Source organism: Wandonia haliotis (genome assembly GCF_039523435.1).
GTDB classification, from domain to species: Bacteria; Bacteroidota; Bacteroidia; order Flavobacteriales_D; family Crocinitomicaceae; genus Wandonia; species Wandonia haliotis.
This window is the reverse complement of record NZ_BAAAFH010000007.1, coordinates 327,938-344,805: the sequence shown is the minus strand read 5'-3', so window position 1 is coordinate 344,805 and position 16,868 is coordinate 327,938. Positions and strand designations below refer to the sequence as shown.

Genomic DNA, 16,868 nt, shown 5'->3' with positions numbered 1-16,868 from the left:
CGGTCAATTTTAATCCCCCAACACAACTATTTAGCACTTTCAATTAACAAGTCCAGAATTTCCTGAGCTGCCTTTGAAATTTTTGTTCCCGGCCCATAAACTCCGAATACTCCTGCCTTGAAAAGAAAGTCATAGTCCTGTTGGGGAATTACTCCTCCTGCTATCACCATAATGTCCTCTCTTCCCAGTTTTTTTAGTTCTGCAATGACTTCAGGAACAAGTGTTTTATGTCCGGCAGCTAACGAAGAAACTCCCAAAACGTGTACGTCGTTTTCAACGGCTTGTTTCGCTGCTTCTGCCGGGGTCTGGAATAAGGGGCCGATATCTACGTCAAAACCAATGTCCGCAAATGAGGTAGCAATAATTTTTGCTCCTCTGTCATGACCGTCCTGCCCCATTTTAGCGATCATGATCCGTGGTCTTCTACCTTCCAGATTAGCGAATTCGTTAGACATAGACCGGGCTTTTTCAAAGTCTGCATCGTTCATAGATTCTGCTGAATAAACGCCGCTAATGGAACGTATTTTAGCTTCGTAGCGTCCAAATACATTTTCCATGGCTAGTGAGATCTCTCCTAAAGAAGCACGTTTACGGGCACATTCAATTGCCAGTTCAAGTAAATTTCCGTTCCCGTTTCTGGCTGCATCCTCCAGTTTAGTAAGAGTTGCCTGAACTTCCTCTTCATTACGGTTTTCCCGTAACTCACGGAGACGGGCAAGCTGCGCTTCGCGTACTTTTGTGTTGTCTACTTCAAGTATATCAATAGGGTCTTCTTTTTCCAACTGGAAACGATTCACACCCACGATAATATCTTTTCCACTGTCGATACGGGCTTGTTTTCTGGCAGCTGCTTCCTCGATCCGCATTTTAGGGATTCCGGTTTCAATTGCTTTCGCCATACCACCTAACTCCTCTACCTCCTGAATGAGTGACCAGGCTCTTTCGGCAAGATCATTCGTTAATTTCTCAACGTAATAACTTCCTGCCCACGGGTCAATAATTTTGGTAATACCTGTTTCTTCCTGAATATAAAGTTGAGTATTACGGGCTATTCGGGCGCTGAAATCTGTTGGTAATGCAATCGCTTCATCAAGAGCATTCGTGTGGAGGGATTGTGTTCCTCCGAAAGCTGCTCCTAATGCTTCGATACAGGTTCTTGCAACATTGTTAAATGGATCTTGTTCCGTTAGACTCCAACCTGAAGTCTGACAGTGTGTTCTAAGCGCCATTGATTTAGGATTCTCCGGTTTAAACTGAGAAACCAGTTTAGCCCACAATAAACGCCCAGCTCTCATTTTGGCAATCTCCATAAAATGGTTCATTCCGATTGCCCAGAAAAAAGAAAGGCGGGGAGCAAATTTATCGACATCCATTCCTGCTGAAATACCCGTTCGAAGATATTCCAAACCATCAGCAAGTGTGTAAGCTAATTCAATATCGTTCGTTGCTCCGGCTTCCTGCATGTGATATCCTGAGATCGAAATCGAATTGAATTTTGGCATGTTTTTCGATGTATATTCGAAAATATCCGCAATAATCTTCATCGAAGGTGCAGGAGGATAAATATACGTATTACGAACCATGAATTCTTTCAGAATATCATTCTGAATAGTACCGGAAAGTTTATCCTGAGAAATTCCTTGTTCTTCGGCTGCGACAATGTAAAAAGCAAGAATCGGAATTACTGCTCCGTTCATTGTCATGGAAACGGACATTTGATCCAGAGGAATCTGATCAAAGAGAACTTTCATGTCCAGAATCGAGTCGATAGCTACACCGGCTTTTCCTACATCCCCTATTACCCGGGGGTGATCAGAGTCGTATCCTCTATGCGTAGCAAGGTCAAAAGCAACAGAAAGTCCTTTTTGCCCTGCTGCCAGATTTCTTCGGTAAAAGGCATTGGATTCTTCTGCTGTCGAAAACCCTGCATACTGACGTACGGTCCAGGGACGTATTGTGTACATGGTAGAATAGGGGCCTCCAAGGTAGGGAGCTATTCCGCTTACATACCCCTGTTGACAATTTTCGGTATTATCTGATGAATCGTATCTGTTCTTTAAAGGGATTTTCTCCGCAGTTTGAAATACTTCTTTCCGTTCGTTTTCCGACGAACGTGCTGTTTTATTTAGTTTCCGCTGTGTAAAATCTATCTTCATGCGTCCCCTCCTTCCTTGTGTAATTCGAGAATCAATGGTTCAGGAGAATTAGCAGGAACTTTCCATATCAATGAAGTCGCATCAGGATTTGGGAATATATTAATTCCGATCAATTTGTTTGTTTTATTTTTCAGAAGCTCAATTCGCGTTTTAGCGACTCTTTCTATCTCCGAATGAATGAAGTCTGTCGCTTTGAGAAAACCTCCTTCGGATTCAATCTTCCGGAAAAGCTCCCAGGCTGCATCTGATAGTATATCTGTTGCTGCTTCGATAGCAAATGTGCCTCCGGCTGCATCTGAAACTTTATCAAAGAATGATTCTTCTTTTAGAATATTGGAGATGTTATTTGCCATTCGGTAGGAAAAGAATCCCGGACCTGTTTCTGACCATGTGTCATACGGTTGCAAATGAAGAATATCAACTCCACCTATAGCTGCTGACATTCCTTCGGTTGTCATGCGGAGTAAATTCGTATAAGGATCTTCCAGCGATTTATTTAAAAACAGGGACTGGGCTTTTAAACGGATTTGTTTTCCTGCGGTTACACCGTATGCTTCAAGGATATTATCCAGTAAAAGCCGGAGAGCACGGAATTTAGCAATTTCGAATACATAGTTCGAACCAATTCCTGTTTTGATCTGTAATTTATCTGCAATCTGATCGGGATTTTCTCCTGCTTCAGTCAATAGTTCAAAATACGTCTTTACCTGACTACAGACGATTGCAAGTTGTTGGGTGATATTTGCCCCCGCTGAAGCAAATACTGTATTATCAATTTCAAATGCTCGAACATTTTGCATATCTGCACATTGCCTGAATGAGGGAACGATTTTTTCGGGTTCTCCTGCTGTCAGCGGGTCAAATGAAAACGTGACATCTCGTTGTTCCGGAAGAAGAGCCAGTATAGCGTTCATCTCTTCCGGGGAAGCAATGTTAAAGTCCGAATAGATATATTCCAATTGAACTTCGTTGAGAATAGAGCTATAATCATTAGATGAGGGAAATCCGATTCCGTTACATCCCATCATCAGATTGTCTAAAATTGCTTTATTCGCTTTTTTCGTATCTTGGATAGCAGTTTCCTGATAAATAATCCAGTCATTATTGGTTTTAAACGATCGGGTTGAGTTAAAAGCTGTTTGTTTTGTATCAGCTAATTTTTCAGACCAGTGAAAGTAGGACTTGAATCCGATTTCTTCTATCGGATCTTCAAATTCCAAAGCATCCTGAACCGCAATTCCTTTCAGGTCTTTTTCCAACTGTTTCAACCATCTCTCCCTGTCCGTATCAGGAAAAGTAGCGTGTAGTAATTCCTTCATATCAACCATGGGGTAAAAATAGTGAAAAGTGATCGGAATACGACAAAATAGTTACTTCTAAACAGAGAAGTAATTGAAAAAAGGAAAAGTGCCGGATTATTTTTTCAGGAATCGTTGTGTAGCGTATCCTCCGGAAGCTGTTTTTATGCGGATAAAATACATACCATTCGAGAGGTTTTGCACATTGATCTGATTGTTTTCAGGAAGTTCGTTCTGGATAACCTGCCCTGAAGGGGATAGTATCTGGTAACTGTCAATACTTTCTGAAGTCTGAATGTAAATAAAATCTGTTGCCGGATTTGGAAATACCGACAGGTGAATTTGTTCATTCTCTTTAACACTTACCGGGTCATTCACATCAATTCTGACATCGTCTAAATATAGCTTAAACCCTCTATTGGTATTGTTCACAAAAGCAAGATGAACAGGGATAGAGTTATAGCCGGAATCACTAATATTTACGGAACGATCCGTCCAGTAAGGAAATTCATTTTGCAAGCGAAATAATGTATCCGTAAAATCTTCGACAGCAGTTCCCGTTGTCGAGATCAATACCATGTACCAGTCCGGAAACGAGGGGTCATGAGAAGCAGCTCTCCAGTATAAGAAATTTCCGTAATCACCTAATGTAATGGAAGGTGTTATCAGCCATCTTGATGCTCGACCTTCCGGAGAGAAATAAGATGTAGAGCCGGCAACTGTATTATTCTCATCATCAGGATCTGTTAAAGTGATCCAGGCAGACTGGAATTCGGAAACAGAAGGGTGAACCGTGTTTTGATCGTTGTCAAGTATTGTCCATGTCGCGGGAATTCCACTTTCAAAATCCTCTGAAAAAATCTCTGTTTGTCCTATGGTACAAATCGGTAAAATCAGACTCAAAAAGATAATAAGTTGTCTCATGTTTGCAAAAATACGCTAATCACCCTATAATAACTAATTTACTTACTTTTTCTTGTCCTTCGGGGAAAAATAATGTAATAATACCGGAAGTAAGGTCATATCTGTGAGGATTGCAAAAACAAGTGTTAACCCTGTCAGTAATCCGATATAAAATGTTCCCATAAAGCTGCTGAAACAAAGTGTCAGGAATCCTCCGGACAACACAATAGACGTAATAATAATAGCTTTTCCTGTTGAGATATACGTTTCTCTAATAGCTTCATGAGGACTATATCCTTTCCCCAGAAGTAGTTTGTATTTACTCAGGAAGTGAATGGTGTCGTCAACGGCTATCCCGAAAGCAATTGTAAATACAAGGGAGGTGGATACTTTCATATCAATGCCGCCGAACCCCATAATTGCACCAATCATTAGAAGAGGTAGAACGTTGGGAGCAAGGCTGATGAGTACTATCTTTACAGATCTGAACAGGGCACCGATTATAAAAGCGATAATAACAATGGCAATTAATAGTCCCTGGGCAATATTTCCAACCAGGAGTTTATTATTAATTTCCATCAGATAAGGGCCTCCGGTTTGGTGAAAACGAATGGTTTTCAATTGCTTTTTTTCAAGCCAATTATCCCAATCTTCATTCATTTGTCCTGAGATGTGAGAGCCTACATCCCCCATCGTTCCTGTAATCCTGGCAGCTTTCATGTCTTTGTCAAACATAGCGTACTTAAGAGAGTCTGCTACGAATCGGTCAAATTCTCTTTCTATCCTTGATAGATCTTTTTTAGATTCAGGAATTTTGAAATAATAAGGATTTCCGGCCTTTAACGTCATGTGGGCATTCTGGACGACAAACACAGGAGAAACTAATTGTGATGTTTTAAATGTGGACTGCATAACCTGGAGAGCAGTGTCCAGTTCTGCTAAAACCTCCTGATCAAAGAAAGTACGGGATGTATCTGTTAATTGAACCTCGAAATTAATAGGACGGGCACCTCCGAAATTCTCTTCAATAAAGGCATAATCCACCTTCATCGGATGGTCACTTTTCAGGTCTTCAAGAATATAGTTGTTGTCTTTGATTTGGAGAACGCCAACAACAGATCCGATAGCAATCAGGGAGAAGAGAATGACAGTTCTTCCACGACGGGTAACAAGCCCGTCGTAGAAACGGGCGAGAGGTTTTTCCCAGTTTTCCTTTCTTTCTGATTTTTTAGCAATTTTTGGAGGATTAAACAAGACAAGTAATGCGGGCATTACCGTCATTGCAAGTATAAATGAAAATAGTACTCCCAGTGCGGCAAAGGCACCGAATTGAATGATGGGGGATATACTGGATGTTGTTAGCGTAAGAAAACCAATCATCGTTGTGAGATTGGTGAAAATAAGAGCTCTACGAACGTCTTTAAATGCTTTCTTCAGCGCTTCTGTTTTGTTGAGTCCGCCGCGGAGTTCATCAAAATAGTGAGCAAAAAGGTGAACAACACTACTGATTCCAACTACCATCATAATTGTTGGCAGGACATTCAGAACGATGTTTAAATCATTTCCCAGTTGTCCCATTAATCCAATAACCCATAGAACTGCACCGGCAACAATAAGGGCAGGTATTAATACACCAATTAGAGAACGGAATGAGAGTACAAGAAACAGTACAATTAACCCAACACTTGAGCCGATGAAAAGTATCAGTTCATTTTGACTCATTGCAATGTAATAGTCGTGAGCAACAATTCTCCCTCCGAGGTGCATGTCAAGTTTTTCTTTCTCTGCCTTTTCCCGGATATCCTGTAGGAGGACTTTCGCTTTTTCTTCGTTTAGTTTTTCTTCGTGTTGTGCAATAATCCGTACTGATTTCCGGTCTTCCCCGAATAAGGTCCCGTAGATCTCATAATTCTTGAAAATAAAAGTAGAATCGAAATTGTAATCAGTTGAATCACTGATGGTAATTAGATTTTTTTTAAATAGAGCTCCGGAGAGAGGGTCCCGTATAGTACGAATTGTATTGGTCGGACTTGAGACATAAATTACAGACGAGTGACTTTCCAGAAACTCAGTCATAGATTTTACCCTGGATAGATAATCGGAGTTGAAGACTCCTCCGGGTGTTTCAAAAGCAAGAATAAGAAAGTCATTATCCGAACCGTATTTTTGCTTAAACTCTTCAAAGAATTGTGTCTCTTTGTGGTGGGCTGGGAAAAATTGATCGAAATCATAATTGAACTTCACTCCGGGCACAAACGCAACCTGAATTCCTGTTATACTAACAAACAGAACAAGGATAAGGATGCTTATTTTCTTTGAAAATACCATTACTCTCTGTCAATTTTGAAAGTGTAAAAATAAAAGTATTTCTTTGCAGTGTGGATAAAATGACTAATTATAATGCTTTTGTAAGGCAAGCTACGGGTAGCGATATGCTTCCGTTTCAGGAAGAAGTACTGATAGCTACTTCTATGTATCCGAAAACAATAGTGAAAGCTCCTACGGGATCGGGTAAGAGTCTTGCGTTCTTAGTGGCTCTTTTGAAAGCAAAAGATGATAAGAAATGGAACCGTGCTTTGGTTTTGTCTCCCTCTCGTGAGCTAACTCTTCAGTTGGCAGAAGTGTTCCGGTCCATGAAGTCCGGTGTGACCAATACAGTTTGCTACGGAGGGCATGACTTTAAGACAGAGGTGAATGAGTTGCGCGAAAAACCGGACGTCGTTTTTGCAACTCCCGGAAGATTTGCGGACCACCTTCGGAGAGAGTCTGTCGAAGGGAAGGAATTTGATGCATTTATTCTGGACGAAGAGGATAAGATTGCAGAGCTTGGTTTTCAGAAAGAGATTGATTTCATTACAGAGCATCTGGGACGTCTTACCTTTGTCATAAGGGTTTCAGCAACAGCCGGTGACATGCTCTCCGGTTATCATACTGTTGAATGCAAGACTACATTACCAGAGGATCGAATGTCTTTTTACAGAATCTCGGTAGAGGATCATGACCATAAAGCACTAGCTTTATTATCACTTCTTGTAGAGTTAGTGAAATCAGGAAAAAATGCGGTCGTTTTTTTCAATCACAGGGAGGCGGTTGACCGCTTAGCGGATTATATTGAACACAAAGGACTTCCGGTGGCGGTTTATCATGGCGGTTTGGAGCAAACAGAAAGAGAACGAAATAGTATTCGATTCAGAAACGGAACGTCAAATGTGTTTTTTGTGACCGATTTGGCTGCGAGAGGGATTGATGTCCCCGGAATCAGTGCTGTGATTCATTACCAGTTTCCTGTAAAAGAAGAGGATTTTATTCACCGCAACGGACGAACAGCGAGAATGCTTGAGTCAGGGGAAGTATATGTGTTGGAAACAGAAGAAGAGCTACAGGGCAAAGAGTACTTACGTACAATAGATTTTGTTGAGAAACAGGCACGCTTTGAAGTTCCGGCTGTTCCCGAACAATTATGGGAAACCTTGTATTTCTCCTTAGGTAAAAAAGATAAGGTGAATAAAGTGGATATTTTAGGGTTTCTGACGAAACAGGTAGGTGTTGACGGTAAAGCCATCGGTCGGATAGATACGCTAGATCAGATGACGTTTGTAGCAGTGCGTACAAGTGTTGTTAATAAAATTCTTAAACTGGGCAGAGGACAGAAATTGAAGAAGAAAAGCGTTAAGGTGTCCGTTTGCAAATAGTATCTCGCAGCTATTATTCGAGTCGCTTTTGAACATAATCCTCTATCTTTTTGCAAAAGACCATAGGGCTCATGCTTCTCCAGTCTACTTCTTCCAACTCTCCGCCCATGACAAGGTAGTGGTCAATATGAGCGTATTCAAATTCTTTTCGGACGTGATCACGGAAATTGACAAATGCAATCCATCCGTCTTCAATTTCGTCAAACCACTCTTCATAATAGCAATCGTCAGAGGAATGAAAATTGAAAACATTTTCTCCGATAACGATGAATTTATTGATTCCGGCTTCCATTAATTGCTCAATTACATCTCGCTTCAGAAACATAATGTCGTTGTTAATCGCGTCATTCCACTCGCCGATCATCTCAAAAATACAGATGCTTTCCTCGTAATCAACATAAAGAATCTTCATGAAAAGAGTGGGAGAGCCGAAATGATCCCACTGCGGGTGAATGAAATAATTATAGACGGCCTGGGAAAATTCAAATTCACTGTATTCCCGACCAAAAAAAGGAGAGGAAGCATCGGTTTCAGCCGTGTAGTATCCTCTCCAGTTATAATATGGTTCTATTTCATGCATCAGACTCTTCCCGGATATACTTTTAGTGCTTCTTCAAGGCAAGTTACGGCATTTTTCAGAGATTCTTTATTCAAAACATAAGCAATTCGAGCTTCTTGTTTCCCTTTCCCGGGTGTAGAGTAGAAACCGTTTGCAGGAGCCATCATAACAGTTTGCCCGTTGAATTCAAATTCTTCAAGCAGCCATTGGCAGAATTTCTCAGCATCATCTACCGGGAATTTTGCAACACAATAAAAAGCACCTTTAGGTTTTGGACAAAAAACTCCCGGAATTGCATTCAATCCGTCCACCATAATATCTCTTCGTTCAACATATTCATTGACAACCTCTTCAAAATAACTATCAGGGGTGTTCAGTGCTGCTTCAGAAGCAATTTGAGCAAGAGTGGGAGGTGACAGACGCGCCTGTCCGAATTTTAGAGCGGCGTTCATCACTTCTTTGTTTTTTGAGATCAAGGCTCCGATACGTGCTCCACACATGGAGTATCTTTTGGATACGGAGTCAATTAGAATAACATTCTGTTCGATCCCCGAAAGATTCATTACCGAAAAAGGTGTCGCACCATCGTAACAAAATTCGCGGTATACCTCGTCAGCAAATAAAAAGAGATCATGTTTCTTTACAATATCTCTGAGTTTTTCAAGCTCTTCTTTCGAGTACAGGTAGCCTGTTGGGTTTCCCGGATTACAGATAACAATAGCTTTTGTTTTTGCTGTAATTTTTTTCTCGAATTCTTCAACGGGAGGAAGTGCAAATCCTGTTTCAATAGATGCCGTTACAGGAACTACTTTTAGCCCCGCTTGAATAGCAAAACCATTGTAGTTTGCATAAAACGGTTCCGGAATAATAACTTCATCCCCCGGATTGCAACAGGACATAAATCCAAAAGTAAGTGCTTCAGAGCCTCCGGTTGTAATAATTATATCTTCGGTTTCAACCGGTAGATTATTCTTTTTGTAATAATCAGACAGTCCTTTTCTGTAGCTCTCAAAACCTGCCGAATGTGAATATTCAATAACTGTTCTGTCCAGATTTCTGACAGCGTCCAAAGCCACCTGAGGAGTGTCTATATCCGGTTGTCCGATATTTAAATGATATACAATAAGACCTTTTGCTTTTGCAGCCTCGGCATAAGGTACGAGTTTCCGGATCGGAGATGCCGGCATGCTATGTGCTTTTTCAGAAATTTTTGGCATAACAATTCAATTTAACGGCGCAAAAATGCAGAATAAAAACCGAAGAAAAAAGACCCTGATTGTTTTCGTTTTTAAAAAGAGGGAAGAGTGTCTGTTTTCTCTTCTGTAAGCATCTATTTTTGATCGGAATCACCTTTGAAAAAAACACTGTTAATAAAGTCTTAACAGAATTCATTCAGACTCGTTGAGAATTTATACTTTTGGAGGATGGAATTTAGTGTAGAGCAAATTGCTGGTATTTTGAACGGAGAAATCGTCGGTGATTCAAATGTTTCTGTAACAGGTCTTTCCAAAATCGAAGAGGGGCAGCCGGGAACATTGTCTTTTTTGGCTAATCCGAAATATGAAGAGTATATTTATTCGACAGGGGCTTCTGTTGTTATTGTAAACAAAACATTTGAACCTCGTCAGGAGATCCCGGCAAGTTGTACTTTAGTTAAAGTAGAAGATGCGTATGCATGTTTTGCAAAGCTATTGGAAGCCTACAATCAATTCCGAGTTAAACAACCTAAAATAGAACAACCCAGTTTTATTTCTGATTCAGCATCTGTAGGAGAAAACCTTTATCTGGGAGCTTTTGCATACCTGGGCGAAGATGTTGTCATTGGAAGTGATGTGAAAATATACCCGGGAGCGTATATCGGAGATAATGTGAAGATCGGTGATGGATGTGTAATCTATCCGGGCGTAAAAATTTATCCCGATTGTGTGTTGGGGAAACACTGCGTTATTCATGCAGGAGCGGTTATCGGATCGGATGGGTTCGGATTTGCTCCCAACCAGGAAAATGAATACAATAAAGTTCCTCAGATTGGAAATGTTGTCCTTGAGGATTTTGTCGAGATAGGAGCTAATACTACAGTTGATAGGGCTACACTGGGATCAACTATCCTGAGAAAAGGAGTAAAGTTGGACAATCTTGTACAGATTGCTCACAACGTAGAAATAGGAGAAAATACGGTGATGGCTGCACAGGTAGGTGTTGCCGGCTCAACAAAAGTTGGGAAAAATGTCATGATGGGAGGTCAGGTAGGCGTATCCGGACATATTAAAATAGCGGATGGAGTTAAAGTTGCCGCCCAAAGTGGAATCCCTAATAACATTAAAAAAGAAGGAGATGTTTTACTGGGATCGCCTGCTATTCCGATTGAAGATTTCAAAAAGTCATATTTTGGTTTCCGAAAATTACCAATGATACTCAAACGACTTCAAGCAATAGAAGAAAAACTAAAATCTTAAAATACGAAAATTAACCCGATGAACGAAAAGCAGAGAACGCTGAAAGCACCGGTTTCATTTGTAGGAGTAGGACTGCATACAGGTGAAAAAGTTAAAGTTACTATTTGTCCTGCAAAGGAAAATCACGGATATAAATTCCAGCGTGTTGATCTGGAAGGTCAACCTGTTATCAAAGCGGATTGTGATCTTGTTGTTGCAACTAACAGAGGGACAACTCTTGAGCAAAATGGAGCGAGAGTTTACACTGTGGAGCATATTTTAGCTGCTTTGCATGGAAATATGATAGATAATGCTTTGATTCAGATTGACGGACCTGAAATGCCTATTATGGACGGTAGTTCGTATCCTTTTGTAGAAGGAATTCTATCGGTCGGGTTTGAGGAGCAGAATGCAGATCGGGAATATTTTGAGTTGAATACAAATATTCCCTGGGAAGACGAAGAAAGAGGTATTGAGTTTTTGGCAATTCCTGATTCGGTGTACCGTCTGACCGTAATGGTGGATTATAACTCACCGGTTTTAGGGACACAACATGCTTCCATGTACAATATGGAAGAGTTCAATGAGCACATTTCGAGATGCAGAACATTTGTATTTCTTAAAGAATTAGAATACCTGGCGAAAAACGGGTTGATTAAAGGAGGTGACCTGGACAATGCAATCGTTCTGGTAGAACGGGAGCACGTTTCTCAGGATGAATTGGATCGTTTGGCCGAGCTACTTGGAAAAGAGAAATTGAAAGTAGAGATCAGAGGTATTGGTGTACTGAACAGTACAAAAATGCAATTTGAAAATGAACCTGCACGTCACAAACTATTGGATATAGTTGGTGACCTGGCGTTGGTAGGGAAATTCATAAAAGCACATATTCTTGCAGCCCGTCCGGGACATTATGGAAATGTGCAGTTTGCAAAAGTTCTGAAAGAACAAATCCGTAAGCAGGAGAAAGAGGGAAGAAGATTTGATTTGTCAAAAACGCTCTACGATATCAATATGATTGAGAGCATGCTTCCGCATCGTTATCCATTTTTGCTGGTGGATAGAATCACAGAAATGGGAGAGGACTATGTGATCGGTATGAAGAATGTAACGATGAATGAGCCTTTCTTCCAGGGACATTTTCCGGGGAATCCGGTAATGCCAGGAGTTCTTCAGGTGGAAGCTATGGCCCAGGTCGGAGGTATTTTCGCATTGAATCAGGTAGAGGAACCTGAAAAATGGATGACGTATTTCCTGAAAATTGATGAGTCTAAGTTTAAGCAGAAAGTTATTCCCGGAGATACAGTTGTTTTTGAATTGAGGCTGGTTAGTCCGATTCGTAGGGGACTGGTAAATATGAAGGGAACGGCTTATGTGGATGGTCAAATCGTATCAGAGGCAATGATGTTAGCTCAAATTGTAAAAGAGAAAGAATGATAAGTGAACTTGCGGTAGTTTCTCCGAAGGCAGAGTTGGCAGAGGGAGTGGTAGTTGAACAATTCTCAACTATTTATGAGGATGTGAAGATAGGTAAAGGGACAAAAATCGGTCCTAATGTTGTAATCTACCCAGGTACGAGAATCGGTGAAAACTGTGAAATCTTTCCAGGTGCAATTATTGGTGCTGTTCCTCAGGATTTAAAGTTTGGTGGAGAGTACACAACCTGTGAAATTGGTAATAATACAATCATTCGGGAGTGTGTTACTATTCACAGAGGTACCAGTGACAGAATGAAGACAGTTGTTGGTAATAATTGCCTGTTGATGGGGTATGTCCATGTTGCTCACGATTGTATTATTGGAAATAATGTGATTTTAGCAAATTATACCGGACTTTCAGGGCATAATGTGATTGAAGACTATGCTATACTGGAAGGAAAAGTGGGTACCCAACAATTTGTTCGTGTAGGAGCTCATGCTTTTGTTGCGGGCGCTTCTCTTATTCGTAAAAACGTTCCGCCTTTTATTCGTGTGGCGAGAGAGCCCCTTACATTTGCAGGTGTAAATGCAATCGGTTTACGGCGAAGAGGAATGTCTGATGAAGGAATCAAGGTGGTAGAAGATATCTATCGTATCCTGTTTGTAATGAATACCAATATGTCTAAAGCGATCGAACAGATTAAGCTTGAAGTTCCGGATTGTCCGGAGAGAGAGCAGGTTCTTCAATTTATTGCGGAATCAGATAAAGGTATTATCAGAGGTCCGATGTGATTTTTTATTTCGCAATTTAAAATCAGGTAATTAAATTTGCAATTTTTGACTCAATAATAATTTTTATGGCAACAACGGCTGATATTAGAAATGGTTTGTGTATTCGATTTAATGATAAATTGTATACGATTATAGAGTTTCAACACGTGAAACCGGGTAAAGGACCGGCTTTTGTGAGAACGAAGCTAAAGCATATTGAAACAGGGAAAGTATTGGATAATACTTTTTCTTCCGGACACAAAATTGAGCCGGTTCGTATTGAAAGACGTAATTATCAATACCTGTACCAGGAAGGGAATATGTATGTTTTCATGAATACTGAAAACTATGAGCAGGTAAATATCGAGGCAAAATTAATTGAAAAGCCTCTGTTCCTTCAGGAAGGAATGATCTGTGAAATTACTTTCCATGCCGAAGAAGAAATGCCATTGTTGGTAGATCTTCCTATTACAATTGAGGCCGAAGTAACCTATACAGAGCCTGGAATTAAAGGTGATACAGCAACCAACACAATGAAGCCGGCAACTATTGATACTGGGGCAGAAATACGTGTTCCTCTTTTTATTGATACAGGTGAACGTATCAAAGTCGATACGCGTACTGGTGAATATGTGGAAAGAGTGAAGAATTAGAATTCATTTTTATTGGATAAAAGAAAGAGGCTGTCTCAAAAGGGGCAGCCTCTTAGTCTTTCTTTACTTAAAGATTTTCCTTGAATAGAATATCGGGTTGACCGATGATCAAGGGAACAAGAAGAGCTACTCCAGAATCACCTTGTTGACCCATTTTTGCTCGCCTCTCATAACAATAACTACATACACCCCGGGATCTTTACCTGTTATTCTAACATCAAATGTGTTGCTTGGGATATTTTCTTCTTTGTAAACTATTCTACCCAGCATATCTGTAACAGTAACCGATAGATTTTCAGAAAATACTTCTTCGTTCAATTCGACCCTAAACTCGCCATCGCTTGGATTTGGATAAACGAAGAGATTCTGGTGAATTAGTTGAACTTCTTCACGTTCTTCTTCAACAACCCTGTCCACAGATTTTTCCCACACACGAGAGGCTTTGAACAACATAATATATTCATTATTGTTCCCTTCCATATCGTACTCTAGTTGGATCATAGGTCCCCAGCCGTAAGAGGTGTGAATGATACTCGTCGGATTGTGCGACCAATAGTAATCAATCCGGTACTTGGTTGCATCCATTCCACGAAGTCGTAGCATTCCCTTTTTGTCCTGAGAAGAGATAAGTTGCTGGTTCATGTTGGCATCTGCAATTGGTGTTGAAGCCCATGAAAAACTGCATGGCTCATTTTCAAAACAGCTTATTGTTGGTTGTTGTCCGTGATTATAGTAGTTGTAGGTGGTATTGGTGATCATGCCAATTGCTTCATCTGCATTTCCTTTGCGCAGGTACATGAGATCGCCTCTCTTGTCATTGCGAACCATGTCCGTATTCCATCCTGAGGAATAATTCCATGTTGATGTATTAAGCACTAATGAAGTATTTCCTGGATGCCACTTGTCTTGATCCAAATTTACTCCAGTTAAAAAAGTGTTCATTTTACCGAAAACACCATAATTGTTAAATTGATGAATATCACTTTCCCAATCAAGAGCACCAGAGACTCCAGAAAACAGCATTTTCCATTGATTTCGAACCATTTCAATTTGCTTATCACATCCTTTTGATTCTACTGAGGAAGGCCCGGTTTCACTATACCATGCTGGTTTTCGACCATAAAAATCGAAATAGTTTGTTTGACCTGAATTTATTGACATACTTTTTACCTGTAATCTAGGAAAGTCGAAAGAAACAGTGTTGTTTTCATTATGATATATGGTAGCATCGTATACATTTCTATCGATGAAGTCAACATCTGGTATTACGTAAGAATGATCAAAATCCCCTGGTTTACCGGCATAGCTTACTTGATAGAGATGTTTGTCATGACCCAAGATATTGTGCATATAGTTAATCATATCAGTCTGCCAATCTTGGATTGTTTGTTGATTAATTTGATACTTAGGGTCATTTAGTGAACACCCGCTTACGCCATTGTTTTCTGAGCTTGCGCTGTATTCGCAATAGGCTGTATATAGCGTTGTATCCGCCCAATTTATTGCAGCTTCAGATCCAATTTGATCAATTTCACTAAAGAGCTCAAAGGCGAGAATATTATTGGAGTAACCCCATCGGGCCAGAATGTAGCGCAAACGTTCCTTGTAATATTTTCGGGCTTCCGCTTGTTCAAAAAAGTCAATGGGTTTGTTTACATTCGGTAGTGACTGATAACAATTACCAAATTCATTTGGATCGTTCGGGTCTTCTGCCCAATCCCAATAATGAATCCAATAAAGACCTGTTGTGTACGGGAAGTGTACCTGCATGTTCCAGTTAATCAACATATCTCGCTCTTCTGCTTTATAGACAATTTTATCCATTTCATAGGCAATATGCTGACGTCTATAATAATTCCCGAGCTCCTCAAATTCTATTTCGTTTGATTGTGGGGCCATAAGCATTCTAAAGGTGTTAGCGCCTCCGTCGGCCAGGGCATCGATTTGTTCACGGAACTTTCGATAAGTGCGAACAGGGGGTGTATAGGCTTTATATTGTTCTATATTGTTCCATGAAGGGGCGCTTCCGCCGTTGTATCCCATCACTGCGGCTAATTCCTGATCGATTGGACAGGTGGTTCGTGGCCATTTTAGGTTGTTCCCAAGTGGCATAAAGCTTTGTCCTCCTCGTTCAAGGTAACGCTTGTTCGCTCCAACAGTGACAGGTGGTTGAATCGTAGATGGTATCACACGGAACGGGAAAGGAGTAGAAGAGATAATTTGCCCAGGTGTCTTGATGTGAATTTGCCCAACCCAATCACCGGTTGCCGGTGGGGCAAACCGAATTCGAAAAGGGTAATCGTTTGGTTGTTCAGTCCAATCACCCAAAAGGTCAAGGAATCCTGCACCCGTTGGTCCGCCTGTCGGTGTTCCCACGGGTGGGAGCGGTAATTCTTCACTTTCGTATGGAACATAGTGAAATCCGTGAATTGTATGGATATCGCTTGGATTTGCCACACGATAGAAGTCTGCCGTTACTTCGATTTCCCAGGAGAGATAGGGATTGATTTTTGCACCGGCTTGATCTAAAAGAAAGTTGTTAATGGCATTTTGAATAGTGGCAGGCAATTCTACACCAAGCTCAAAACGCGCGTTTTTTAGAATATTCTCCGTGTTTGGATAATTCATCACAGCGACGTCGAACGGACTTACAGGTTCAGGATCAATATCTGCAAGAAAACTACCTGTCCCTTGATTGGGAATATTTGCGAACTGTCCGGCTCTGAAACCGGGTTCTATGGTGATACTTTTTCCGGCTCGCAAATGGATGTCTGCATAAGGATATTGAGAGGTTTGGTCATACACATAGTTGGTGTTCTGATCGAAAGTAATGCATCGTTGATAAAAGAATGGATTTGGGACATAAATTTGGTTTTGTGTCACTACTGATAGCTGAGGTTGACAGTCAAACACGCTCTGACTGACGGCTGAATTCCACATAAGGAACCCGCCGAATATGGAAATTATTCTAGTGAATTTCATA

At 40.7% G+C, this 16,868-nt stretch carries 12 protein-coding genes; 5 read left to right on the top strand and 7 right to left on the bottom strand.

Translation table 11 applies throughout. The features are described from left to right. Positions 1-26 precede the first annotated feature (26 nt). The 4 genes from scpA to ABDZ97_RS07675 all read right to left on the bottom strand — a co-directional run bounded on the left by scpA (position 27) and on the right by ABDZ97_RS07675 (position 6,685). Complete coding sequence (gene scpA, locus ABDZ97_RS07690; RefSeq protein WP_343786189.1) at positions 27-2,156, bottom strand: methylmalonyl-CoA mutase; 2,130 nt, start codon at positions 2,154-2,156, stop codon at positions 27-29. Continuing rightward, complete coding sequence (locus tag ABDZ97_RS07685; protein ID WP_343786187.1) at positions 2,153-3,475, bottom strand: methylmalonyl-CoA mutase family protein; 1,323 nt, start codon at positions 3,473-3,475, stop codon at positions 2,153-2,155. Before ABDZ97_RS07685 ends, scpA begins: the two co-directional genes overlap by 4 nt. A 96-nt stretch (positions 3,476-3,571) precedes the next feature. Then, positions 3,572-4,378: a T9SS-dependent choice-of-anchor J family protein gene (locus ABDZ97_RS07680; RefSeq protein WP_343786185.1), complete on the bottom strand. Its 807-nt coding sequence runs from the start codon at positions 4,376-4,378 to the stop codon at positions 3,572-3,574. Positions 4,379-4,420: 42 nt separating this feature from the next. Beyond that, positions 4,421-6,685 (bottom strand): efflux RND transporter permease subunit, encoded by a 2,265-nt coding sequence (locus tag ABDZ97_RS07675; RefSeq protein WP_343786183.1) that lies wholly within the window; start codon positions 6,683-6,685, stop codon positions 4,421-4,423. 59 nt (positions 6,686-6,744) lie between these two features. On the opposite strand from ABDZ97_RS07675, the gene ABDZ97_RS07670 reads away from it, so the two are divergent. Continuing rightward, positions 6,745-8,049, top strand: a complete 1,305-nt coding sequence (locus ABDZ97_RS07670) for a DEAD/DEAH box helicase (RefSeq protein WP_343786181.1) — start codon at positions 6,745-6,747, stop codon at positions 8,047-8,049. A 13-nt stretch (positions 8,050-8,062) separates the two neighbouring features. On the opposite strand, the gene ABDZ97_RS07665 is transcribed toward ABDZ97_RS07670, so the two are convergent. Continuing rightward, positions 8,063-8,629: a hypothetical protein gene (locus tag ABDZ97_RS07665; protein WP_343786179.1), complete on the bottom strand. Its 567-nt coding sequence runs from the start codon at positions 8,627-8,629 to the stop codon at positions 8,063-8,065. Continuing rightward, positions 8,629-9,825, bottom strand: coding sequence for a pyridoxal phosphate-dependent aminotransferase (locus ABDZ97_RS07660; protein WP_343786177.1), 1,197 nt, complete (start codon positions 9,823-9,825; stop codon positions 8,629-8,631). The genes ABDZ97_RS07665 and ABDZ97_RS07660 overlap by 1 nt, the downstream gene beginning before the upstream one ends. 207 nt (positions 9,826-10,032) lie before the next feature. On the opposite strand from ABDZ97_RS07660, the gene lpxD reads away from it, so the two are divergent. The 4 genes from lpxD (at position 10,033) to efp (ending at position 13,885) form a co-directional block, all read left to right on the top strand. Next, complete coding sequence (lpxD, locus tag ABDZ97_RS07655; protein WP_343786175.1) at positions 10,033-11,064, top strand: UDP-3-O-(3-hydroxymyristoyl)glucosamine N-acyltransferase; 1,032 nt, start codon at positions 10,033-10,035, stop codon at positions 11,062-11,064. An 18-nt stretch (positions 11,065-11,082) separates the two neighbouring features. Then, the gene (locus tag ABDZ97_RS07650; protein WP_343786173.1) at positions 11,083-12,480 is read left to right on the top strand and encodes a bifunctional UDP-3-O-[3-hydroxymyristoyl] N-acetylglucosamine deacetylase/3-hydroxyacyl-ACP dehydratase; all 1,398 of its coding nucleotides are present in this window, start codon (positions 11,083-11,085) and stop codon (positions 12,478-12,480) included. Then, positions 12,477-13,253 (top strand): acyl-ACP--UDP-N-acetylglucosamine O-acyltransferase, encoded by a 777-nt coding sequence (lpxA, locus tag ABDZ97_RS07645; RefSeq protein WP_343786171.1) that lies wholly within the window; start codon positions 12,477-12,479, stop codon positions 13,251-13,253. Before ABDZ97_RS07650 ends, lpxA begins: the two co-directional genes overlap by 4 nt. A gap of 65 nt (positions 13,254-13,318) precedes the next feature. Continuing rightward, positions 13,319-13,885 carry an elongation factor P gene (efp, locus tag ABDZ97_RS07640; protein ID WP_343786169.1) on the top strand — a complete coding sequence of 189 codons (567 nt, stop codon included), beginning with the start codon at positions 13,319-13,321 and terminating at the stop codon, positions 13,883-13,885. Between the two features lie 126 nt (positions 13,886-14,011). Here efp and ABDZ97_RS07635 read toward each other — a convergent pair whose 3' ends face one another. Then, positions 14,012-16,867, bottom strand: a complete 2,856-nt coding sequence (locus tag ABDZ97_RS07635; protein ID WP_343786167.1) for a T9SS type A sorting domain-containing protein — start codon at positions 16,865-16,867, stop codon at positions 14,012-14,014. Position 16,868 lies beyond the last annotated feature (1 nt).

What these genes read in the sequence shown, in the direction of transcription:
- scpA (WP_343786189.1), bottom strand. Translation starts at nt 2,156, where the DNA reads ATGAAGATAGATTTTACACAGCGGAAACTAAATAAAACAGCACGTTCG.
- ABDZ97_RS07685 (WP_343786187.1), bottom strand. Translation starts at nt 3,475, where the DNA reads ATGAAGGAATTACTACACGCTACTTTTCCTGATACGGACAGGGAGAGA.
- ABDZ97_RS07680 (WP_343786185.1), bottom strand. Translation starts at nt 4,378, where the DNA reads ATGAGACAACTTATTATCTTTTTGAGTCTGATTTTACCGATTTGTACC.
- ABDZ97_RS07675 (WP_343786183.1), bottom strand. Translation starts at nt 6,685, where the DNA reads ATGGTATTTTCAAAGAAAATAAGCATCCTTATCCTTGTTCTGTTTGTT.
- ABDZ97_RS07670 (WP_343786181.1), top strand. Translation starts at nt 6,745, where the DNA reads ATGACTAATTATAATGCTTTTGTAAGGCAAGCTACGGGTAGCGATATG.
- ABDZ97_RS07665 (WP_343786179.1), bottom strand. Translation starts at nt 8,629, where the DNA reads ATGCATGAAATAGAACCATATTATAACTGGAGAGGATACTACACGGCT.
- ABDZ97_RS07660 (WP_343786177.1), bottom strand. Translation starts at nt 9,825, where the DNA reads ATGCCAAAAATTTCTGAAAAAGCACATAGCATGCCGGCATCTCCGATC.
- lpxD (WP_343786175.1), top strand. Translation starts at nt 10,033, where the DNA reads ATGGAATTTAGTGTAGAGCAAATTGCTGGTATTTTGAACGGAGAAATC.
- ABDZ97_RS07650 (WP_343786173.1), top strand. Translation starts at nt 11,083, where the DNA reads ATGAACGAAAAGCAGAGAACGCTGAAAGCACCGGTTTCATTTGTAGGA.
- lpxA (WP_343786171.1), top strand. Translation starts at nt 12,477, where the DNA reads ATGATAAGTGAACTTGCGGTAGTTTCTCCGAAGGCAGAGTTGGCAGAG.
- efp (WP_343786169.1), top strand. Translation starts at nt 13,319, where the DNA reads ATGGCAACAACGGCTGATATTAGAAATGGTTTGTGTATTCGATTTAAT.
- ABDZ97_RS07635 (WP_343786167.1), bottom strand. Translation starts at nt 16,867, where the DNA reads ATGAAATTCACTAGAATAATTTCCATATTCGGCGGGTTCCTTATGTGG.